General features: G+C 66.8%; 21 protein-coding genes. 17 read left to right on the top strand and 4 right to left on the bottom strand.

Annotated features, from left to right (window positions below):
• The first annotated feature begins 24 nt into the window (after window positions 1-24).
• Window positions 25-591 (top strand): N-acetylmuramoyl-L-alanine amidase, encoded by a 567-nt coding sequence (locus tag VER16_RS12150; RefSeq protein WP_324808481.1) that lies wholly within the window; start codon window positions 25-27, stop codon window positions 589-591.
• Between the two features lie 393 nt (window positions 592-984).
• Here VER16_RS12150 and VER16_RS12145 read toward each other — a convergent pair whose 3' ends face one another.
• The 3 genes from VER16_RS12145 to VER16_RS12135 all read right to left on the bottom strand — a co-directional run bounded on the left by VER16_RS12145 (window position 985) and on the right by VER16_RS12135 (window position 3,588).
• The gene (locus tag VER16_RS12145; RefSeq protein WP_324808479.1) at window positions 985-1,887 is read right to left on the bottom strand and encodes a sulfurtransferase; all 903 of its coding nucleotides are present in this window, start codon (window positions 1,885-1,887) and stop codon (window positions 985-987) included.
• Window positions 1,884-2,696: a CoA pyrophosphatase gene (locus VER16_RS12140; RefSeq protein ID WP_324808477.1), complete on the bottom strand. Its 813-nt coding sequence runs from the start codon at window positions 2,694-2,696 to the stop codon at window positions 1,884-1,886. Before VER16_RS12140 ends, VER16_RS12145 begins: the two co-directional genes overlap by 4 nt.
• A 190-nt stretch (window positions 2,697-2,886) precedes the next feature.
• On the bottom strand, window positions 2,887-3,588 hold the full coding sequence (locus tag VER16_RS12135) for an FKBP-type peptidyl-prolyl cis-trans isomerase N-terminal domain-containing protein (RefSeq protein ID WP_324808475.1): 702 nt from the start codon (window positions 3,586-3,588) through the stop codon (window positions 2,887-2,889).
• A 166-nt stretch (window positions 3,589-3,754) separates the two neighbouring features.
• Here VER16_RS12135 and VER16_RS12130 point away from each other — a divergent pair, with 166 nt between their 5' ends.
• From VER16_RS12130 to rnt, 16 genes are all read left to right on the top strand, one after another.
• Window positions 3,755-4,549: an enoyl-CoA hydratase/isomerase family protein gene (locus VER16_RS12130; RefSeq protein ID WP_324808473.1), complete on the top strand. Its 795-nt coding sequence runs from the start codon at window positions 3,755-3,757 to the stop codon at window positions 4,547-4,549.
• A 4-nt stretch (window positions 4,550-4,553) separates the two neighbouring features.
• Complete coding sequence (locus VER16_RS12125; protein ID WP_324808471.1) at window positions 4,554-4,907, top strand: hypothetical protein; 354 nt, start codon at window positions 4,554-4,556, stop codon at window positions 4,905-4,907.
• On the top strand, window positions 4,907-5,593 hold the full coding sequence (gene nth, locus VER16_RS12120) for an endonuclease III (protein ID WP_324808469.1): 687 nt from the start codon (window positions 4,907-4,909) through the stop codon (window positions 5,591-5,593). The genes VER16_RS12125 and nth overlap by 1 nt, the downstream gene beginning before the upstream one ends.
• A gap of 203 nt (window positions 5,594-5,796) precedes the next feature.
• Window positions 5,797-7,008 (top strand): OprO/OprP family phosphate-selective porin, encoded by a 1,212-nt coding sequence (locus tag VER16_RS12115; RefSeq protein ID WP_108768343.1) that lies wholly within the window; start codon window positions 5,797-5,799, stop codon window positions 7,006-7,008.
• 183 nt (window positions 7,009-7,191) lie between these two features.
• Window positions 7,192-8,211, top strand: a complete 1,020-nt coding sequence (pstS, locus tag VER16_RS12110) for a phosphate ABC transporter substrate-binding protein PstS (protein WP_324808466.1) — start codon at window positions 7,192-7,194, stop codon at window positions 8,209-8,211.
• A gap of 402 nt (window positions 8,212-8,613) precedes the next feature.
• A complete protein-coding gene (gene pstS, locus VER16_RS12105; RefSeq protein ID WP_324808464.1) occupies window positions 8,614-9,702 on the top strand; it encodes a phosphate ABC transporter substrate-binding protein PstS in 1,089 nt (362 codons plus the stop codon).
• A 79-nt stretch (window positions 9,703-9,781) separates the two neighbouring features.
• Window positions 9,782-10,750 carry a phosphate ABC transporter permease subunit PstC gene (gene pstC / locus VER16_RS12100; protein ID WP_079221293.1) on the top strand — a complete coding sequence of 323 codons (969 nt, stop codon included), beginning with the start codon at window positions 9,782-9,784 and terminating at the stop codon, window positions 10,748-10,750.
• Window positions 10,750-11,613: a phosphate ABC transporter permease PstA gene (gene pstA / locus VER16_RS12095; RefSeq protein WP_108752633.1), complete on the top strand. Its 864-nt coding sequence runs from the start codon at window positions 10,750-10,752 to the stop codon at window positions 11,611-11,613. Before pstC ends, pstA begins: the two co-directional genes overlap by 1 nt.
• 19 nt (window positions 11,614-11,632) lie before the next feature.
• Window positions 11,633-12,463, top strand: a complete 831-nt coding sequence (gene pstB / locus VER16_RS12090; protein ID WP_108751511.1) for a phosphate ABC transporter ATP-binding protein PstB — start codon at window positions 11,633-11,635, stop codon at window positions 12,461-12,463.
• A gap of 65 nt (window positions 12,464-12,528) precedes the next feature.
• Window positions 12,529-13,236 (top strand): phosphate signaling complex protein PhoU, encoded by a 708-nt coding sequence (gene phoU, locus VER16_RS12085; RefSeq protein WP_079221290.1) that lies wholly within the window; start codon window positions 12,529-12,531, stop codon window positions 13,234-13,236.
• 298 nt (window positions 13,237-13,534) lie between these two features.
• Window positions 13,535-13,894, top strand: a complete 360-nt coding sequence (locus tag VER16_RS12080) for a hypothetical protein (protein WP_324808458.1) — start codon at window positions 13,535-13,537, stop codon at window positions 13,892-13,894.
• Window positions 13,881-14,756, top strand: a complete 876-nt coding sequence (locus VER16_RS12075; protein WP_324808456.1) for a DUF692 domain-containing protein — start codon at window positions 13,881-13,883, stop codon at window positions 14,754-14,756. Before VER16_RS12080 ends, VER16_RS12075 begins: the two co-directional genes overlap by 14 nt.
• Window positions 14,749-15,504, top strand: a complete 756-nt coding sequence (locus VER16_RS12070) for a DNA-binding domain-containing protein (protein ID WP_324808453.1) — start codon at window positions 14,749-14,751, stop codon at window positions 15,502-15,504. Before VER16_RS12075 ends, VER16_RS12070 begins: the two co-directional genes overlap by 8 nt.
• 24 nt (window positions 15,505-15,528) lie before the next feature.
• Entirely contained in the window at window positions 15,529-16,029 is a 501-nt protein-coding gene (locus tag VER16_RS12065; RefSeq protein ID WP_324808451.1) for a DoxX family protein, read from the top strand.
• A gap of 337 nt (window positions 16,030-16,366) precedes the next feature.
• Window positions 16,367-16,684: an RcnB family protein gene (locus VER16_RS12060; RefSeq protein WP_324808449.1), complete on the top strand. Its 318-nt coding sequence runs from the start codon at window positions 16,367-16,369 to the stop codon at window positions 16,682-16,684.
• Window positions 16,685-16,803: 119 nt separating this feature from the next.
• Window positions 16,804-17,403: a ribonuclease T gene (rnt, locus tag VER16_RS12055; RefSeq protein WP_414716049.1), complete on the top strand. Its 600-nt coding sequence runs from the start codon at window positions 16,804-16,806 to the stop codon at window positions 17,401-17,403.
• A gap of 126 nt (window positions 17,404-17,529) precedes the next feature.
• Here rnt and VER16_RS12050 read toward each other — a convergent pair whose 3' ends face one another.
• Window positions 17,530-20,553, bottom strand: coding sequence for a two-component regulator propeller domain-containing protein (locus tag VER16_RS12050; protein ID WP_324808759.1), 3,024 nt, complete (start codon window positions 20,551-20,553; stop codon window positions 17,530-17,532).
• Between the last annotated feature and the right edge of the window lie 120 nt (window positions 20,554-20,673).

The following is a 20,673-nucleotide window of genomic DNA, read 5'->3' as shown; positions in this document are numbered from 1 at the left end:
ATCCTGCGATGCTAGCATCGCCGCATGCCCATCCCGCTCCTGCCCGGCCTGCAGCTGCAGCCCCTGCCCTACCATGACCGCCTGCCCCTGCGTGATGCCGACAGCCTGCGGATGGTGGTGATCCACTGCACCGAACTGCCCGACCTGGCGATGGCCCGCGAGTACGGCGAGCGCGTGCTCTACGACAGCGGAGCCGGCAACAGCGGGCATTTCTACATCGACCGCGATGGCAGCGTGGTGCAGTACGTGGCGCCGGAGCGCATCGCCCATCACGTGCGCGGCATGAATGCCGACAGCGTGGGCATCGAACTGGTCAATACCGGGCGCTACCCGCACTGGTTCGACAGCCGCCACCAGGCGATGGATGAGCCGTATACCGAGGCGCAGCTGGCAGCGCTGGAGGCGCTGCTGCAGGCGCTGGTGGCGCGCTATCCGTCGCTGCAGCGGATTGCCGGGCATGACCAGCTGGATCTGGAACAGGTGCCGGCCAGTGATGATGCGGGGCTGACGGTGGCGCGCAAGCGGGATCCGGGGCCGTTGTTTCCGTGGGCGCGGGTGCTGGCGAAGGTGCCGTTGCGGGGGTTGGATTGATCGGCAGGGCTGCGCCCTGCACCTGCCGGATCAACGTCAACGTCAAAAGCTGGCTATCCGTGGGATGGCGGGATGGGTCCGGTTGAGGGGGACGCCGTAAACCCATCCATGGGGGTTTGGTCGCGCCATCCATGGCGCTCACCCCCCCTCAACCGGACCCACCCCGCCTTCGACGGTTTCCCGCGATCTGACGGTACGGCACGGGGTCGGATCCCGTTGCTTCGCAACGGGCTCTGACCCCAATCTGGAATTCGATATCTGATGGATTTCATCCACGCGTGGCGTGGATCTACTGGCCTCAATCTGTCGGAACCGCGCTCTGCTCTGGCAGGTGTCGACCTTGGTCGACAGTAGAGCCACGCCATGCGTGGATGAGCATCAGCCCCCGTGCTGTCAGGCGCCGCTGGCGACCGGGCGGGTGCTGTCGCTCACCCAGCCGCTCCAGGAATCGGCGTAGATGCGGGCGCCGCGCAGGCCGGCGCTTTCCATCGCCAGCAGCAGGTGACAGGCGGTCACGCCGGAACCGCACATCAGCACGACACGCTCGGGGTCCTGGCTGCCGATCACGCCCTGCAGCTCCGCGCGCAGCTCCTGCGGATCGCGCAGGCGGCCGTCCAGCACGTTCAGGGCGAAGGGGCGGTTGACCGCGCCGGGCACGTGGCCGGCCACCGGGTCCAGCGGCTCGACGTCGCCGCGGAAACGCTCGCCGGCGCGGGCATCGACCAGCCAGCCCGGAGCATGCTTGAGGCGCGCGGCGATCTCGTCGGCCGACGCCACCTGGGTGGTGTCGAAGCGGCCCGGATACGGCGGCTGTACGGTGACCGTGCTGTGGCCGGTGGCCAATGCATGGCCGGCCGCCTGCCAGGCCGCGATACCGCCATCCAGCACCGCCACCCGGGTATGGCCGAGCAGGCGCAGCAGCCACCACAGGCGTGCGGCGGCCATGCTGCCATCGCTGCTGTCGTAGACCACCACCTGGGTGTCCGGGCCGATGCCCCACTGGCCCACGCGCGCGGCGAAGGCGTCGCTGTCGGGCAGCGGATGGCGACCGTGACCCACGCGCGACAGATCGGACAGATCACGATTGAGATCAGCATGCACTGCGCCCGGGATGTGTCCGGCGGCGTACTGCCCTGCCCCGGCCTGCGGGTCGGCCAGGGACGCGCGCGCATCCATCACGCGCACGGCGGTGCTGGCGGTTGCCCGCGCATCGACCACGCGCACATCGTCGCCCAGCACAGCGGCCAGGGTGGCCACATCGACCAGGGTGGTCCACGGCGGATCGATTGGCTTCATTGCACTTGCTCCAGACGGCGACGCAGGTTGTAGAGAATGGCGGCCGTGGCACCCCAGATGCGCTGGCCGGGCCAGCCGTATTCCAGGACATGGCGCACGCGCCCGCGGTGGTTGATTTCAACCTGGTGCAGGTTGTCGGCTGCCATCAGGTAATCCAGCGGCACCTCGAACACTTCGGCCACTTCGCTGGGCTGCGGCACCGGCACGAACGCCGGATCGACCACTGCCACCACCGGGGTCACGCGGTAGCCGGTGATGGTCACGAAGGGATCGAGGTAACCCAGCGCCTGCACCTGGCCTGGGGCCAGTGCGATTTCTTCCTGGCTCTCACGCAGTGCAGCGGCAAGGGCATCGCGGTCGTCCGGTTCGGTGCGACCACCGGGAAATCCGACCTGGCCGCCGTGGGTGCGCAGCGTGTCAGTGCGGCGGGTGAGGATGACCTGGGCGCCCCCGGCGCGCGGCACGATGCCGGCCAGCACCGCCGCTTCGACCGGCGGCCCCGGCGGCAGCAGGTCACTCAGTTCGCTGCGGTTCCAGCCATCCCCCTGCGGGGGTTCGGCCAGCGGGTGCAGCGCGCGCAGCAGGCGTTCGTGGTCAGCCAGTGATCCGCGCAGCGATTGCTGCAGTTGTTCGCGCAGGGGCTGCACACGGTGCAGGATGCGGCTGCGTTCGAGGTCGCTCATGCTCGACCATCCTGCGATTTCATCGATATGCCGCCCGCACCCGGCGCACAGCCGGTTGTGATCCAGCTTGCACACTCCAATGCAGGGGCTTGCGACAACACGCGCCGGCTCTTCCGTAGTTTGCACCCTGCAACAGTAGCGCGAATGGCTGCGGTTGGGGACGATCACGACACGCGGATGGGCGGTAGAGTCGACTGTCAGTCGACTATCGCGCGAAGCGCGGGGAGCGCAGTCGACCAACGGTCGACTCTACCCGGGCGCGCAAACAGAAACGCGCCGGTGGAAACCACCGGCGCGTTGTTTTCACTGCTTCGATTTACTTGACGCTGACCAGCTTGACTTCGAACTGCACCGCCACGTTCGGCGGGAAGCCGGTACGCGGATCGGCACCGTAGGCCTGGTCCGGCGGCAGGGTGATTTCCCACTTCGAACCGGCCGGCATCTGCAGCAGGGTCTCACGCATGGCCTTCATTTCGACTTCGCTGACCTTGATCGACGGAATCTGCTGGGCCGGACGGGCTTCGGTCGGACGCTGGCCGAACGGGTACGGACCGGCCACTTCCAGCTGCACGGTGCTGGCCTGGGTCGGCTTGGCGCCCTTGCCGGCTTCGATCACGCGGTACTGGACGCCGCTCGGCAGCGACTGCACGCCCGCCTTGGCCTTGTTGGCCGCAACGAACTGGTCGCTCTTGGTCTTGTTTTCGGCAGCGGCCTTTTCGTACTCCGCCTTGGCAGCCTGGGCACGGCTCTGCTCGCGCTTCTGGAAGGCTTCAACGGCCGGCTTCAGCTGGTCGGCGGTGATCGCCGGCTGCTTCTTGGCGTAGGCGTCCTGCAGACCCTTCACCACCGAGTTGATGTCCAGCTGCTCACCACGAGCGGTCAGCTCAGCCAGGTTGTTGCCGTAGTCGTAACCGAAGTAGTAGCTCAGCTTGCCCTTTTCGGACGAGACGTCCTGGGCGAAGGCATTGCCCGTCAGGGCCAGGGCCGCGACGGCGACCGCGATAGAACGCAACTTCATCAAACAGTTCTCCAGGGGTGGTAACTCAGGGACGTTCTGCGCCGCCCTGAGGCGACGGGTTAGGATACCGGCCACAACGTGTAACCGCTACTGACCACGCAGGCTTTGACCCACCTGCGTTTCAAGAGTTCAATCTCACTTTTTTTTAACGTTTCAGGAGCTTTCCGTGGCCACAGTCCCCGCCGACCACCCCGTCGCCGTGACCGATGAAGGTGCCATCCGCATCATTACCGTGCAGCGCCCGGAAAAGCTCAACTCCCTCAATGCGGCCACCCTTCAGGCCCTGGCCGAGGCGTTCAGCGCGGCGGCGGCCGACCCGGACGTGCGTGTGGTGGTGCTGACCGGCGCCGGCCCGAAAGCCTTCGTGGCCGGGGCTGACATCGCCGAGATGAACACCCTCAGCGCGGTTCAGGGACGTGATTTCTCGCTGCTCGGCCAGGCCCTGATGCGGCAGATCGAGCGCATGCCCAAGCCGGTCATCGCCCGGGTGAACGGCTTCGCACTGGGCGGTGGGCTGGAACTGGCCATGGCCTGCCACCTGCGCATCGCCGCCGATACCGCCAAGGTGGGGCAACCGGAGATCAACCTGGGGCTGATCCCCGGCTTCGGCGGCAGCCAGCGCCTGCTGCGCCTGTGCGGCCGCGCCGCCACCCTGGAACTGTGCCTGCTGGGCGCCCCCATCGACGCCGAACGCGCCCTCGCGCTGGGCATCGTCAACCAGGTCGTGCCGGCAGCCGAACTCGACAACCGCGTGCAGGACGTCGCCAGGCAGCTGGCACGTTCGGCACCGCTGGCCCTGCGCGGCCTGCTCGATGCCGTGCACGTGGGCGGCGAATGCAGCCTGGACGCCGGCCTGGAATATGAAAGCGCGCAGTTCGGCCTGCTGTTTGCCACCGAGGACATGCGCGAAGGCACCAGCGCGTTCCTGCAGCGCCGCTCGCCGGCCTTCCAGAACCGCTGATCCCATGGCATCCCGACCCAACCCCGTGCAGCTGTTTGCCCGGGTCCAGGCAGACGATCTCGATGGCGCTCTGCAGGCTGGCCTGATGGACTACATCGCCGCTGATGCCGACGCACGCCTGCTGCCCGGCCACCCGGAACTTCCGCAACGGCTGCTGCAGGCACAGGCTGACCTGCGAACGGCCTGGGCCGCACGCGAACGCTATCGCGCACGCGCCGTACGCCTGGCACGCCGCGAGGCCGAACGTGATGCACGCCGCACACCTGCGCCAGCGCCCGATGTGAAACCCGCGCTGCCCGCGGCGGCGGCTGCGATCCTCGCACGGGCCAAGGCCCGCGCTGCAGGCAAGGAACAGTAATGGCCACTGCGAAGAAGACCACGCGCGCACCGGCGCGCCGCCGCAGCGTGATGCCGCGCGCCGACGTGGTGGAGATGTTCACCCGCCTGCGCGAACTCAACCCGCACCCGAAGACCGAGCTGGAATACAGCTCACCGTTCGAGCTGCTGGTGGCTGTCGCGCTGTCGGCGCAGGCCACGGACGTGGGCGTCAACAAGGCCACCCGACGCCTGTTCCCGGTGGCCAATACACCAGCGAAGATCCTCGCGCTGGGTGAGGACGGTCTGAAGAAGTACATCGCCACCATCGGTCTGTTCAACGCCAAGGCGAAGAACGTGATCGCCACCTGCGCGATCCTGCTGGAAAAATACGGTGGCGAAGTGCCGCGCGAACGCGAGGCGCTGGAAGCCCTGCCCGGGGTCGGCCGCAAGACCGCCAACGTGGTGCTCAACACCGCCTTCGGCGAACCGGTGATGGCGGTGGATACACACATCTTCCGCGTCTCCAACCGCACCGGGCTGGCACCGGGAAAGAACGTGCGTGAAGTGGAGGACCGCCTGGTCAAGGCGATTCCCGCCGAATTCCTGCTCGACGCCCATCACTGGTTGATCCTGCACGGGCGGTATGTGTGCAAGGCACGCAAGCCGGACTGCCCGGGCTGCGTGATTGCCGACCTGTGCAGGTTCAAGGAAAAAACCGCCGCGTAGCCCGCAGGAAACCCATCCACGCATGGCGTGGATCTACTGCAACCGGCAAGCAACCGCAGCGTCACATGCAAGCGTTTACATCGTCAGCCCCTGACGCGACGGGGCCTGCGGCGGATGTCTGCCGCGCGTGAACTGTCACATTTACGCAATCTTTACCTTCTAGCCTGCGCGCATCTTCCCACCTGCCTGCAAGGCTCCTTCCCATGAAACTGCATCACCAACTCCTGACGGTGGCCGTGGCTGCTGCGCTGTATGTGCCGGCTGCACACGCTGAAGTCGCCATCGATGTGATCGGCGGTTCGGAAATCACCTTCGAAGGCCTGGTCCAGGCCGACGGCAACTGGTTCGACAATGATGTCGTGGACCTCAACGGCGGTGACGCCGGCAACGGCAAGGACAGCGAGTTCGAACTGCGTCGCGCCGAGCTGGTGCTGAAGGGCAAGGGCCCGGGCAACGTGGAATGGGTGGTCGGCTACGATGCCAAGGCTGACAAATTCCTCGACACCAACGTCAAGTACAAGCTGCTGGGCAACGCCAACCACTTCATCCAGGCCGGCCAGTTCAAGCAGCCCAACAGCCTGGAAGAACTGTCCAGCACCAAGAACAACGACTTCATCTCCAAGGCTGCGGTCACCAACACCTACGCCGTCGCCCGTCGCCTCGGCGGCGCGTACAGCTACGGCCAGGACAACTGGTCGGTCACCGCCAGCGCCTTCGGCCGCGAACTGACCCGCAACCTGGCCCACGGCAGCGGCTACGGCGCACGCGGCACCTTCGCCCCGATCAACGAGAAGGGCCAGGTCCTGCACTTCGGCCTGAGCTACGTCGACTACGACGCCGACGCCGACACCCTGCGCGTGCGTGCCCGTCCGAACGCCGACCTGGCCACCGCGCGCCTGGTCGACAGCGGCAACATGACCGACACCGACCGCGTCAGCACCCTCGGCGCTGAAGCCATGTACTTCCAGGGTCCGTTCAAGGCCCAGGCCGAGTACTACAGCAGCAAGGCCAAGCGCTACGACCACGACAACTACACCAGCGACGGCTACTACGTCAGCGGCGTGTGGAACGTCACCGGCGAAACCTGGAGCTACAAGGGCGGCACCCCGGGCACCGGCCTGCCGAACAACCCGGCCGGCGGCCAGTGGCAGCTGGGCGTGCGCTACGACCACATGGACCTGAACGACGGCAACCTGTCGGCCAACCCGGTCGCCGGTCGTCCGCCGATCGTCGATGGCGTGCTGGGCGGCAAGATGGACATCTGGACCGTCGGCGCCAACTGGTACTGGCGTTCGAACTTCAAGTTCATGGTCAACTACGTGATGGTGGACAGCAAGAAGTACAGCTCCACCGCCCGCGGTTTCGTCAATGACGATCCGAACATCCTGGAAGCCCGCGCGCAGTTCTTCTGGTAAGACCTGACGCACGCGTTGCAACGAAAGGCACGGCTCCGGCCGTGCCTTTTCTGTTGCCTGCGCTGGCCGCGAACGCTGTCACCGCAACGTCATATGACAGACGCAGGCGTGTCACGCAACCGTTATGGAATGTGCACCGAAACGTCGGGCAGCCGCCCTTCGACCACCCCAGGAGTCTCTCCCGTGATCCACGCCTTCAAGTCGCGCGCCGCTGTCGCCATCCTGGCTGCATCGTCCGTGTTTGCCGCCAACGCCGCCGATGTCACCGGCGCGGGCGCCTCGTTCATCTATCCGGTCATGTCCAAGTGGTCTGCGGACTACAGCACCGCGACCGGCAAGAAGGTCAACTACCAGTCGATCGGTTCCGGTGGTGGTATCGCCCAGATCAAGGCGGCGACCGTGGACTTCGGTTCCTCCGACGCCCCGCTGAAGCCGGAAGAGCTGGCGGCTGCCGGCCTGGCCCAGTTCCCGTCGGTCATCGGCGGCGTGGTGCCGGTCATCAACGTGGCTGGCGTCGCGCCGGGCGCGCTGAAGCTGGACGGCCCGACCCTGGCCAACATCTTCCTGGGCAAGATCAAGACCTGGAACGACCCGGCCATCGCTGCCCTGAACAGCGGCCTGACCCTGCCGAACGCCAAGATCACCATCGTCCACCGTTCGGACGGCTCGGGCACCACCTTCAACTTCGTCAACTACCTGTCCAAGGTCAGCCCGGAGTGGAAGAGCAAGGTCGGTGAAGGCACCTCGGTCCAGTGGCCGGCCGGCATCGGCGGCAAGGGCAACGAAGGCGTTGCTGCCTACGTGAAGCAGATCAAGGGTGGCATCGGCTACGTCGAGCTGTCCTATGCCCTGCAGAACAAGATGTCCTACGCGGCGATGAAGAATGCCGCCGGCAAGATCGTGCAGCCGTCGGACGCCTCGTTCTCGGCCGCAGCCGCCAGCGCTGACTGGGCCAATGCCAAGGACTTCTACCTGGTCATGACCAACGCCCCGGGCGAGCAGGCCTGGCCGATCACCGCCACCAACTTCATCCTGGTGCGCAAGCAGCCGAAGAACGTAGCCGGCGCCAAGGCCACCCAGGAATTCTTCCGCTGGATCTACAGGAACGGCGACGCCCAGGCCAAGCAGCTGGACTACGTGCCGCTGCCGGACACCCTGGTCAAGCAGATCGAGACCTACTGGTCGCAGAACCTGAAGTACTGAGCAAGGCGTTCCCCCGCAGGAACGGGGGTCGGCGGGTCCTCTCTCCCCCGCCGATCCCCACCGGGCGCTGGACCTTCGGGTCTGGCGCCTTTCTTTTTTGGGAGACCGCGGCCCCGCTGTCGAGCCCATGCTCGGCTGCTTTTCGCCTTTGTAGAGTCGAGCCACGCTTGACTACGGCCCGTCAGCCGAGCATGGGCTCGGGTCTACAAGGGCTGCCCAAGCGCAGTCCGGGGCCCCGGCCGCCCCTGGCAGCCCCGCCAAGGGCGTCCAGAACCCCGTGAAACCCTTGTCAGAACGTGATGTCCGACACCTCTGTCATGGACGTCATACGGCTGTAACAAAAACATCATTTCATAGCCGCATCCGCCGACGCCGTCGGCTCTTCCCCGCTATGGAGTGAACATGAAACTGCACTCGGCCGGCCTCGCCGCCCTTTCCCTGGCCATCGCCCTGGGCCTGTCGGCCTGCGGTGGCGACAAGCAGGCTGCACAGCAGCCGGCTGCCGACGCAGCCGCCGCCCCGGCCGCTGCCGGTGACAAGGTGACCGCTGAGGTCTCCGGCGCTGGCGCATCCTTCATCTTCCCGCTGGTGTCCAAGTGGTCGGCCGACTACAACACCGCCAGCGGCGCCAAGATCAACTACCAGTCGATCGGTTCGGGTGGCGGCATCGCCCAGATCAAGGCCGGCACCGTTGATTTCGGTTCCTCAGACAAGCCGCTGAGCAGCGACGAGCTGGCCCAGGCCGGCCTGGCGCAGTTCCCGTCGGCCATCGGCGGCGTGGTGCCGGTCGTCAACATCGAAGGCCTGGAAGCCGGCAAGCTGCGCCTGACCGGCGCCCTGCTGGCCGACATCTTCCTGGGCAAGGTCAAGACCTGGAACGACCCGGCCATCGCCGCGGCCAACCCGGGCGTGACCCTGCCGGACGGCAAGATCACCATCGTCCACCGTTCGGACGGTTCGGGCACCACCTTCAACTTCTCCAACTACCTGTCCAAGGTCAGCCCGGAGTGGAAGACCAAGGTCGGCGAAGGCACCTCGGTGCAGTGGCCGGACGGCGTCGGTGGCAAGGGCAACGAAGGCGTTGCCTCCTACGTGAAGCAGATCAAGGGCTCCATCGGCTACGTCGAGCTGGCCTACGCCCTGCAGAACGCCATGCCGTACACCGCCCTGCAGAACGCCGCCGGCACCTGGGTGCAGCCGAACGCTGAAACCTTCGCCGCCGCTGCTGCCAGCGCCGATTGGGCCAGCGCCAAGGACTTCAACCTGGTCATCACCAACGCCCCGGGCGAGCAGGCGTGGCCGATCACCGCCACCAACTTCATGCTGATGCAGAAGAAGCCGAAGGACGCCAAGCGCAACCAGGACACCCTGGCCTTCTTCAAGTGGGCCTTCGAGAACGGCCAGACCCAGGCCAACGAGCTGCACTACGTGCCGCTGCCGGCCGAACTGACCAAGCAGATCGAGGCCTACTGGGGCACCGAGCTGAAGTGATGGACCCGACGGTGCCCGCCCCGCGCGGGCACCGTCACTTCCACGTCGTGCCGCCCCCTTTCCTGGCCCTGCCGTCCCCATGAATGCCATCGCCCAGCCTGTAGCAGCCCCGTCCACGCGCGATGCGCGTGATGCCCGCAACGACAAACTGTTCCGATGGGTGCTGGTCGGCACCGTCATCTTCGTCCTGATCGCCCTGGCCTGCGCCGCGCTGTCCATGCTGTGGGGCGGCCGCCATGCCCTGCAGATGCAGGGCCTGAGCTTCTTCTTCTCCTCCGACTGGAATCCGGTCGAAAACAAGTTTGGCGCCCTCGCCCCGATCTACGGCACCCTGGTCACCGCGTTCATCGCGATGGTCATCGCCGTGCCGGTCAGCTTCGGCATCGCCTTCTTCCTCACCGAAGTCGCGCCGCGCTGGCTGCGTGGCCCGGTCGGTACCGCCATCGAACTGCTGGCCGGCATCCCCTCGATCATCTACGGCATGTGGGGCCTGTTCGTGCTGGTACCGGTGATGACCGAGTACGTCACCCCGTTCCTCAACGAAACCCTGGGCGAATGGCCGATCATCGGGCCGATGTTCCAGGGCCCGCCGCTGGGCATCGGCATGCTCACCGCCGGCTTCGTGCTGGCCATCATGGTCATCCCGTTCATTTCCTCGGTGATGCGCGAGGTGTTCCTGACCGTGCCGACCCGCCTGAAGGAATCGGCCTACGCGCTGGGGTCCACCAAGTGGGAAGTGAGCTGGGACATCGTCCTGCCCTACACCCGCTCGGCCGTCATCGGCGGCGTCTTCCTCGGCCTCGGCCGTGCCCTGGGCGAGACGATGGCCGTGGCCTTCGTGATCGGCAACAGCGTGCGCCTGTCGCCGTCGCTGCTGGAACCGGGCACCACCATCGCCGCGCTGATCGCCAACGATTTCGGCGAAGCCACTGAAACCTACCGCTCGGCGCTGCTGCTGCTCGGCTTCGTCCTGTTCATCGTCACCTTCGTCGTGCTGGCCATCGCCCGCCTGATGCTGATGCGCCTGTCCCGCAAGGAGGGCAACTGATGTCCACCACCGCTGACTCCCTGTACCTGCGCCGCCGCATCGGCAACGTCATCGCCATCACGCTGTCCTGCGCCACCGCCCTGTTCGGCCTGTTCTTCCTGGGCTGGATCCTGTTCACCCTGGCCTCCAAGGGCCTGGCCGGCATCAATCTTGATCTGTTCACCAAGATGACGCCGCCGCCGATGCAGGAAGGCGGCCTGGCCAATGCCTTCTTCGGCAGCGCGGTGATGTGTGCGCTGGCGATCGGCATCGGCACCCCGCTGGGCGTGCTGGCCGGCACCTGGCTGGCCGAGTACGGCAACGCCCGCAAGGCCGGCACCGTGGTCCGCTTCGTCAACGACATCCTGTTGTCGGCACCGTCCATCGTGCTGGGCCTGTTCGTCTACACCCTGTACGTGATGCAGACCGGCGGCAACTTCTCTGCCTTCGCAGGTGCCCTGTCGCTGGCCTTCATCGTGCTGCCGGTGGTGGTCCGCACCACCGACGAGATGCTGCGCCTGGTGCCTTCGCAGATGCGCGAAGCGGCCCTGTCGCTGGGCATCCCGCAGTGGAAGGTGATCGTGCAGGTGCTGTACCGCAGTGCGTCGGCCGGCATCATCACCGGCATCCTGCTGGCGCTGGCCCGCATTTCCGGCGAAACCGCACCGCTGCTGTTCACCGCCTTCGGCAACCAGTACTGGAACAACAACATCTTCCAGCCGATGGCTTCGGTGCCGGTGGTGATGAACCAGTTCGCCGGCAGCCCGTATGAATCCTGGCAGGTGCTGGCCTGGGCCGGTGCCCTGGTGCTGACTGTCTTCGTGTTGCTGGTCAGCCTTGCCGCCCGCGGCATCCTGCTGCGCAACCGTATCTCCCATGACTGACCTTTCCGTGGATAACGCCATGAACGACCTCTCCAACGCCGTGCCCATGCAGCGCATCGCGGTGCCGGCCTCGCACGAGAACCTGCACACGCCGTCGCCGGTCAAGCTGGCCGCGCGTGGTCTGGACTTCTATTACGACAAGTTCCACGCTCTGAAGGGCATCAACCTGGAGATTCCGGAAAAGCGCGTGACCGCGCTGATCGGCCCCTCCGGTTGCGGCAAGTCGACCCTGCTGCGCATCTTCAACCGCATCTACGCGCTGTATCCGAAGCTGGAAGCGCGTGGCGAGGTGCTGCTGGACGGCGAGAACATCCTCTCGCCGAAGTACCCGATGAACCGCCTGCGCAGCAAGGTCGGCATGGTGTTCCAGAAGCCGGTGCCGTTCCCGATGACCATCTTCGAGAACGTGGCCTACGGCATCCGCCACCACGAGAAGCTGAGCAAGGCCGACATGGCCGACCGCGTCGAGCAGGCGCTGCGCCAGGGCGCGCTGTGGGACGAGGTGAAGGACAAGCTGGGGCAGAGCGCCCTGGGCCTGTCCGGTGGCCAGCAGCAGCGTCTGTGCATCGCCCGTGCCGTGGCCCTGCGCCCGTCGGTACTGCTGCTGGACGAGCCGACCTCGGCGCTGGACCCGATCTCGACCAGCCGCATCGAGCAGCTGGTGGAAGAACTCAAGCACGAGTACACGATCGTCATCGTCACCCACAACATGCAGCAGGCCGCGCGCGTATCCGACTACACCGCCTTCATGTACCTGGGTGACCTGATCGAGCACGACCGCACCGAAGTGATCTTCTCGCAGCCCTCGCAGCGGCAGACCGAGGACTACATCACCGGTCGCTTCGGCTGATTGGTGTTCTTCCCTCGCCACATGTCCCAGCCAGGCGCGGCCTGGCTCTACCCGGATTGCAGACCATGAATCTTCCCAACGACCACATCGTCAAGAGCTACGACGAAGAGCAGCAGCGCCTGGTGGCCGAAATCGTGCGCATGGGCGAGATGGCCGTCGCCCAGCTGGAAGCGTCGATGGACGTCATCGAGAAGCGCGACGAGAACGCCGCCCACCGCATCATCGCCAACGATGAAGCCATCGACCAGCTGGAACAGCAGATCAGCCACGACGTGATGCGTCTGGCCCTGCGTGGCCCGATGGCACGCGACCTGCGTGAGATCCTGGCCGGCCTGCGCATTCCTGCCGACATCGAACGCATCGGCGACTACGCCGCCAATGTGGCCAAGCGCTCCATCGCGCTGGGCAAGGTGCCGCCGCTGCCGCAGATCCAGGGCCTGCGTGCCCTCGGCCGCCTGGCCGCGCAGCAGGTGCGCCGCGCCATCGCCGCCTACCGCGACAACGATGCCGAGGCCGCCATCGCGCTGCGCCAGGACGACGCCCGCCTGGACGCGCAGTACACCGCGCTGTTCCGCGAGCTGCTGACCTACATGATGGAAGACCCGCGCAACATCACCCCCTGCACCCACCTGCTGTTCATGGCCAAGAACCTGGAGCGCGTGGGCGACCATGCCACCAACATCGCCGAGAACGTGTGGTTCCTGGTGCACGGTGAGCAGCCGCTGCCGCCGCGCGAGAAGCGCGACGAGACGTCAAGCACCGACCACGTCTGATACTGCGCTGCAACAGCGGAAACGCGTCCAGGGGCCCCTGTCGGAATGACAGGGGCCTTTTTTGTGCGCGCGATCCGGGCATTCATCCACGCATGGCGTGGATCTACTGGATACTCACGAAAATCCGGGGTGCCGGCCGGCAGTAGATCCACGCCATGCGTGGATGCGCTGCGCAGCCTCCTTCCCGTCTGCGGCAAACCTCACGAAAATTTGAGGTCTCGGCGAGGATTCCATGAGTAGCATCGCTGCACCATCGTTTCACCCCGGGCGCGAGCCCACCACCCAAGGAGTATGACCGATGAGCCATTCCAACAAGACCCTGTCCCTGCTGACCGCCACCGCACTGGCGGCCGGCCTGGGCGTGACGGCCAGTGCTTCGGCCCTGAGCATGACCGACCTGGCCCAGGGTTACCTGGTGGCCGGCCAGGCGGCCAAGGCGGGCGACGCCAAGGCTGCTGAAGGCAAGTGTGGTGGTGACAAGGCCAAGCATGCCGAAGGCAAGTGTGGTGCCGACGGCAAGAGCGCCGAAGGCAAGTGTGGCGGTGACAAGGGCAAGGCCAAGGCCGCCGCAGGCGCGGATGCCAAGACCAAGACCGCTGGCGACAAGAAGTCGGCCGAAGGCAAGTGCGGCGAAGGCAAGTGCGGTGGCAAGCACTGACGCTGCGGCCAGCGTCGTCCACCCACGGTTGCCGCTGCCCGCGGCAGCCGTCGGGCTGGGCCTGCGGCGGGCGCTGCTGCAGGTCCTGCACGACGCCCCGGCCGCTGACTTCGATTTCCTGGAATGCGCGCCGGAGAACTGGATCAACGTGGGCGGCCCTGCGGGCGAAGCCCTGGATGAACTGGCCCTGCGCCATCCGCTGAGCTGCCATGGCCTGTCGCTGTCGCTGGGCGGCAGCGCAGCGCTGGACACCCGGCTGCTGCAGCAGATCGGCCACTTTCTTGAACGCCATCGGGTGCCGCTGTACAGCGAGCACCTGAGCTACTGCAGCGACGACGGCCAGCTGTACGACCTGCTGCCGATTCCCTTCACCGACGAAGCCGTGCGCCACACCGCCTCGCGCATCGCCCGGGTGCAGGATATTCTGGGCCGGCGCATCGCGGTGGAGAACGTGTCCTACTACCTGGCGCCGCAGCCGGCGATGGACGAACTGGCCTTCACCAATGCGGTACTGGCCGAGGCTGACTGCGATCTGCTGCTGGACGTCAACAACGTGTACGTCAACGCCTGCAACCACGGCTACGATGCCGATGCCTTCATCGCCGGGCTGCCGGCCGAGCGCATCGTCTGCCTGCACGTGGCCGGGCATCTGGACGAAGCCGCAGACCTGAAGATCGATACCCATGGCAGCGCGGTGATCGACCCGGTGTGGGCGCTGCTGGAGCGCAGCTATGCCCGCTTCGGGCCGCGCCCGACCCTGCTGGAACGCGACTTCAACTTCCCGCCGTATGCCGAACTGCAGGGCGAGCTGCGCACCATCCGCCGGCTGCAGAGCGCACAGCGCGAGGTCGCCCATGGCTGACGCACCCGAGCGCCTGCGCGCACAGCAGCACGCCTTCACCGCGCACCTGCGCGATCCGCAGCAGGTTCCCGCCCCGCCCGATCTGGACCCGCGCCGGGTCGCGGTGTACCAGCAACTGCTGTTCAACAACCTGCTGGGCCTGCTCGGCAACGGCTTCCCGGTCTGCGTCCGCCTGCTCGGCGAACCGGCATGGGCCACACTGGTGCGCCACTATTTCGCCAGCCATCACGCACGCACGCCGCTGTTCACCGGCGTGGCCGCCGAGTTCGTGCAGTGGCTGCAGGCACAACCGGCCCTGCCGCATCCGGCATTGGCCGAGCTGGCCCATTACGAGTGGGTTGAGACCGATCTGTACCAGCGTGCGGCCGAGCCGCTGCCGCCCGCCTCGGGCTGCGACCCGCTGCAGGTGCCACTGCGCTGCTCGCCCCTGGCCTGGCCGCTGCTGTATGCATGGCCGGTCCACCGCCTGGGGGCAGACGACGCGCCCATGGCACCACCACCGGAACCGACCGGCCTGCTGGTCCGTCGCGATGCCGACGGCGTGGTGCGCTTCGCCCAGCTCAGTCCTTTGGCTGCGCACCTGTTGATTCTCATCGAACAGGCGCCGGGCAACACCGGCCAGCAGCAGTTGCAGCAGCTGGCCCTTCTGCACCACCTCGACGCTGATGCGTTGGCCGGACCCGGCACCCAGCTGCTGCAGCAGTTCCTGCAGGCCGGTGTGATCGGCCCGATACCCGGCGCCGCCTGATACCCACCCAAGGAGATTGTCCCGATGAACACCCTGCCCCTGGCCGCCCTGCGCGGCTGGATGGACCGCTTCGGCCCGTGGTTGGCCCCGCTGGGCCTGCGCCTGCTGCTGGCCTGGGAGTATTTCGAGTCCGGTCGCGAGAAACTGCATGGCCAGAACTGGTTCGACGAGCTGCAGGGCGCTTTCCCGTTCCCCTTCGACCAGTTGCCGGCCAGCGTGAACTGGCAGCTGGCAACCTGGTTCGAACTGGTGGGTGCGGCCTGCCTGCTGTTCGGCCTGGGCACGCGCTTTGCGGCGGCCAGCCTGCTGGTACTGACGGTGGTGGCCACGTATGCCGTGCACTGGCCCATGCACTGGAATTCACTGGGCGACCTGGCGATGGGGTATGCGATCAGCGACCAGGGCTTTGGCAACTTCAAGCTGCCGGTACTGTTCATGGCGATGCTGCTGCCGCTGCTGTTCAACGGTGCCGGGCGCCTGAGCGTGGATGCCTGGATGACCGGCCGCGCAGTCGCGCTCCGGTAGCCACCAACCTTGGTTGGCGGTGGCCTTTGCCTGGTAGTCGCCAACCTTGGTTGGCGGTTGTTCCGCATGCCAACCAGGGTTGGCATCTACCGGAATGCTGGGCGCCTTGGCGGTTGTTCCGCATGCCAACCAAGGTTGGCATCTACCGGAATGCTGGACGCCTTGGCGGTTGTTCCGCATGCCAACCAAGGTTGGCATGCAGCGGACCGGTGCCAGCCGCGTTACACGCCGATACGCGCCGAAACCGGTCAAAAGGCCGATTTAATCGCCTATTCATCAAGAAAATCCGATGCTGGATCCGTGGCCTCGATGACCACGTCCTTCCCCGGAGCACCCCATGAAGCGCCTGATTGCCGCCACGCTTTCGCTGACCCTGCTGGCCACCGCCGCCGCCCCCGCCATGGCCGCTCCCTACGGCGCCGGTGGCCGCGACGACCACCACAGCCAGAAGGGTCATCACGACGACCGTCGCGATCCGCCCCGTCGCGGTCACAAACTCGACCGCGACCATCGTGGCGAACAGGTCCGCGATTACCGCCACCACGGCCTGCGTGCCCCGGCCCGCGGCCAGGAATGGCGCAAGGTGGACGGCCGCTATGTGCTGATCGCCGTGGCCACCGGCATCGTCGCCGACGTAGTGCTGGCACACCGCTGACCCCAGGCAGCGTCCCGGCCATGACCTGCATGGCCGGGCACTCAGGGTCGCTCTGCTAGAATCCGCGCATGACTGACCCCACCCCCGCAGCTGACGCCGCCCCTGTTTCCGTAGTTCCGATGGCGCAGCGCGCGATGTCGCAACGCTTCCGCGGCTTCCTGCCGGTGGTGGTGGACGTGGAAACCGGCGGTTTCGACAGCCAGCGCAATGCGCTGCTGGAAATTGCCGCCGTGCCGATCGAAATGGACGAGAACGGCCTGCTCCATCCCGGCCAGACCGCCAGCGCCCACGTGGTGCCCGCCGAGGGGCTGGAGATCGACCCGAAATCGCTGGAAGTGACCGGCATCATCCTCGACCATCCGTTCCGGCTGGCGAAGGAAGAAAAGGCCGCGCTGGACCACATCTTCACCCCGGTCAGGGCGGCGATGAAGAAGTACGGCTGCCAGCGCGCGATCCTGGTGGGACACAACGCCCACTTCGACCTGGGATTCGTCAACGCCGCCGTCGCCCGCACCGGCCACAAGCGCAATCCGTTCCATCCCTTCAGCGTGTTCGACACGGTCACCCTGGCCGGTATTGCCTATGGGCAGACGGTGCTGGCCCGCGCGGCCAATGCGGCCGGGCTGGGCTGGGATGCCAACGAAGCACACAGCGCGGTGTATGACACCGAGCAGACAGCGCGGCTGTTCTGCACCATCGCCAACGCCTGGCCGCGGTAAACCGACCATCGGCGCGACCGCATCCACGCATGGCGTGGATCTACTACGGCAGTAAATCCACGCCATGCGTGGATGAGGCCCATCGCAATGCGGACCAACGGTCCGCACCCGCCCACCCAATGGCCATCACCCGATGCTGGTGCGGTCGCGGCCATCGCTCTTGGCACGGTACAGCGCGCGGTCGGCGCGCTGGTACAGCAGCGCCGGGGTACGGTCGTCGCCAGCCAGTTCCACCAGGCCGGCACTGAAGGTCACCCGCAGGCCCTTCACCCCCGCCCAGTCCGGATGGTCATGGAACAGGCCGCGCAGGCGCGCGCAGACCTGTGCCGCTTCTTCCAGGCGCGTGTCGTTGAGCAGCAGGGCGAATTCTTCGCCACCGGTCCGTGCCGGCAGGTCCGAGTCGCGGCAGGCGGCGTCGATCACCTCGGCCACTTCCTTCAGCACCAGGTCGCCGATGCTGTGGCTGTAGGTATCGTTGACATCCTTGAAGTGGTCGATGTCCAGCACCACCAGGCTCAGCGGGTGGCCACTGCGCTGCGAACGGGCGAAGTCGCGGGCCAGGGTTTCGTCGAAGCCACGGCGGTTGGCCAGCCCGGTCAACGCATCCTCGCGGGCCTGCCGCTCAAACGCCTCGGCCTGCCGCGCAAGACGCTCGGCCAGCTCGGTCTTTTCCAGGTTCAGCGCCTGCAGGTGCACCGTCTGCGCCTGCAGGTCGAAGGTCGCTTCATCCACGCGGCGGGCCAGGCGCAGGTTGCTGGCCTTGTACTGCTGCAGCAGGAAGCGGTACAGCGCCACCAGTGCCCCCAGCAGCAGCAGGCCGATGAAGGCCTGCACGCTGTGCCGCTGCCACCAGAACGGTTCGACGGTAAAGCTCCACACCGCTTCCTGCTGGCCCCAGGCACCGCCCGGGTGCGAGGCGGCCACGTGCAGGGTGTAATCGCCCGGCGGCAGGCCGACGAATTCGACGCTGCGCTGCGGGCCACGTTCCACCCAGCCAGCATCCAATCCTTCCAGGCGAGTGCGGTAGCGGATGCGGTCGGACATCAGGTAGCTGAGGCCGACGAAACTGACGGCCAGGCGGCGGCCACCCGGAATCAGGTTGCGCTCCGGGCCTTCCCAGTGCACCGGGGCACCATCCACCTGCACGTTCTCGATCGCCGCCGGCGGCGCCGGGCGTTCGCGGAACCGCTGCAGGCGCTGTGGATCCACCGTGCTCAGGCCACCGGCGGTCACCACCCAGAAGGTGCCATCCTGGCGCAGGATCGCCGACGGCCCGGAACTGCCGTTGGCCTGCGCATTGGCCATGCCATCGATCTCGTTGTAGCGCTCCACCGTCACCCGCGGCGTGCGGCCATCGGCCACGGCGTTCAGGGTGGCCATGTCGGTGCGCAGCACGCCACGGTTGCTGCTGATCCATACGTTGCCCAGCCGGTCAGGCACCAGCTGGAACACCGCATCGACCGGCATGCCCTGCTCCAGGCCCACCCGCGACAGGCGTCCCTTGTACCAGCGGTACAGGCCACGGTCGCTGCTGATCCACATCGCCTCGCCGATCTGGTGGAAACCAAACACGCTTCGACCGCCCCCCATCGGTGCCAGATCGATGGACTGCACGTGGTCGCCGCGCAACACGCGGATGCCTTCGATGGTGCCGATCCACAGATTGCCCTGGTGGTCATGTTCCAGCGCAGTGATCAGGCCGGTGGGCATGCCCGGCACGTTGGATACGTGCACGCGGTCGCCATCGATGCGGACCACGCCCTTCTGCGTGCCGGCCCAGACCACCCCGGCCGGATCGACGCTGATCGCGCGGATGTTGCCGCCGGGCATGCCGTCGCCAGGACCATAGTTGTGGCGCAGGCTTCCATCGGCACGCAGGCGGTAAACACCGTCACCGAAGGTGCCCACCCACAGGTCACCATCGGGGCCCTGGGCCAGGCTCAGTACCGAGGGCGCCTTGCCGCCGCGGTTGTGCAGCGGCATCGCACGGAAGGTGCCATCGGTGGTCTGCAGGTCCAGGCCGCTGGCGCTGCCCACCCACAGCTGGCGGTTGCGGTCCTCGAACACAGTGCGGACGTAGTCGCCGCTGAGCCCATCACGTTCGGTGTAGCTGCTGAACAGCGTTTCGCGCAGACGGTACAGGCCGCCGTTGGCGCCAACCCAGATGCTGCCTTCGGCGTCCTCGCGCAGGCTCACCACGCGGCCGCCGGGCAGGTTCAGCCCGGCCGGCAGGCGTTCCAGGCCATGGCTGGAGATGCGCAGCAGCCCCTGGTTCTCGGTGCCCAGCCACAGATCGCCATGACGGTCCTGCAGCATCGCGGTCATGTGCAGCTGCCCGGGCAGGCTGTGGACCAGTACCAACCGATCGTCCTCGACCCGGTACAGACGCTCGCCCGCCACGATCCACAGGGCGCCATCGGGCGCGCGGTATGGCCAGGTCAGGCCCTTGCCTACGCCCCACTCGGCCGGCGCGCGCTTGAGTTCACCATCGTTGTCGCGCAGTACCAAGCCGTCGAGGGTGCCGATCCAGACCCGGTCCTGGGCATCGACCACCAGCTTGGTGAAACTCATCGCCAGTGGCAGATCGGCCGGCGGCGGCTGGTAGACCACACCGGTTTCAGGCGTCAGGTAGGCGATGCCCTTGCCCTCATAGAGCAGCCACAGGCGCCCCTGGCTGTCCATCTGCATCGATTGGATCAGCACTTCAGGGGTGTCGGCCTGGTGTTCCCAGACCCGCCACTGGCCATCGGTGCTGCGGTAGGTCACGTTGCCGCGCGAATCGCTGATCCACAGTCCGCCCTGGCGATCGACCAGCAGCGCGCCGATGCCGTTGTCACGCAGGCCGGGCCGCGTGCTGCGGTCGAACACGGTGAAGTCCAGGCCGTTGTAGCGCACCAGGCCTTCCCAGGTGGCGAACCAGAGGTGGCCTTCGGGTGTCTGGGCGATGTCACGCAGCGAGTTGTGCGGCAGGCCATTGCGCGAAGTCCAGACATCGATGGCGTAATCGCGCAGCGGCGGTGCGACGGTCTGCGCCGCCAGCGGTGCGGCCAGCAACAGCAGCAGCCACAGCACTCCGAGCCGCAGCACGCGACCGATGCCCACTCCCGGGTGGCGCCCCGCCAGGCGCCTGCCAGCCCCCTGCCCGCCCATTACTGCAACGGCAGCGGCCAGGTGCGGCTGCCCCATGGGGCAACAGGCGGGAACAGGAACAGCCGGGCGGCACGGGGCCGCTCGCCGGTACGCACAGGCTGGCTCATCGCTGGAACTGTG

The sequence above is a fragment of the Stenotrophomonas sp. genome (assembly GCF_035634915.1).
GTDB lineage: Bacteria > Pseudomonadota > Gammaproteobacteria > Xanthomonadales > Xanthomonadaceae > Stenotrophomonas.
The sequence above is the reverse complement of the archived record's forward strand: the minus strand, read 5'-3'. Positions and strand labels throughout refer to the sequence as shown.

Excerpts from the sequence above, each read along its gene's own strand:
- VER16_RS12050 (WP_324808759.1), bottom strand. The coding sequence starts at position 20,553 with ATGGGCGGGCAGGGGGCTGGCAGGCGCCTGGCGGGGCGCCACCCGGGA.
- VER16_RS12115 (WP_108768343.1), top strand. The coding sequence starts at position 5,797 with ATGAAACTGCATCACCAACTCCTGACGGTGGCCGTGGCTGCTGCGCTG.
- VER16_RS12070 (WP_324808453.1), top strand. The coding sequence starts at position 14,749 with ATGGCTGACGCACCCGAGCGCCTGCGCGCACAGCAGCACGCCTTCACC.
- VER16_RS12065 (WP_324808451.1), top strand. The coding sequence starts at position 15,529 with ATGAACACCCTGCCCCTGGCCGCCCTGCGCGGCTGGATGGACCGCTTC.
- VER16_RS12135 (WP_324808475.1), bottom strand. The coding sequence starts at position 3,588 with ATGAAGTTGCGTTCTATCGCGGTCGCCGTCGCGGCCCTGGCCCTGACG.
- pstS (WP_324808464.1), top strand. The coding sequence starts at position 8,614 with ATGAAACTGCACTCGGCCGGCCTCGCCGCCCTTTCCCTGGCCATCGCC.
- pstB (WP_108751511.1), top strand. The coding sequence starts at position 11,633 with ATGAACGACCTCTCCAACGCCGTGCCCATGCAGCGCATCGCGGTGCCG.
- rnt (WP_414716049.1), top strand. The coding sequence starts at position 16,804 with ATGGCGCAGCGCGCGATGTCGCAACGCTTCCGCGGCTTCCTGCCGGTG.
- VER16_RS12080 (WP_324808458.1), top strand. The coding sequence starts at position 13,535 with ATGAGCCATTCCAACAAGACCCTGTCCCTGCTGACCGCCACCGCACTG.
- nth (WP_324808469.1), top strand. The coding sequence starts at position 4,907 with ATGGCCACTGCGAAGAAGACCACGCGCGCACCGGCGCGCCGCCGCAGC.
- VER16_RS12060 (WP_324808449.1), top strand. The coding sequence starts at position 16,367 with ATGAAGCGCCTGATTGCCGCCACGCTTTCGCTGACCCTGCTGGCCACC.
- phoU (WP_079221290.1), top strand. The coding sequence starts at position 12,529 with ATGAATCTTCCCAACGACCACATCGTCAAGAGCTACGACGAAGAGCAG.
- VER16_RS12145 (WP_324808479.1), bottom strand. The coding sequence starts at position 1,887 with ATGAAGCCAATCGATCCGCCGTGGACCACCCTGGTCGATGTGGCCACC.
- VER16_RS12150 (WP_324808481.1), top strand. The coding sequence starts at position 25 with ATGCCCATCCCGCTCCTGCCCGGCCTGCAGCTGCAGCCCCTGCCCTAC.
- pstA (WP_108752633.1), top strand. The coding sequence starts at position 10,750 with ATGTCCACCACCGCTGACTCCCTGTACCTGCGCCGCCGCATCGGCAAC.
- VER16_RS12125 (WP_324808471.1), top strand. The coding sequence starts at position 4,554 with ATGGCATCCCGACCCAACCCCGTGCAGCTGTTTGCCCGGGTCCAGGCA.
- pstC (WP_079221293.1), top strand. The coding sequence starts at position 9,782 with ATGAATGCCATCGCCCAGCCTGTAGCAGCCCCGTCCACGCGCGATGCG.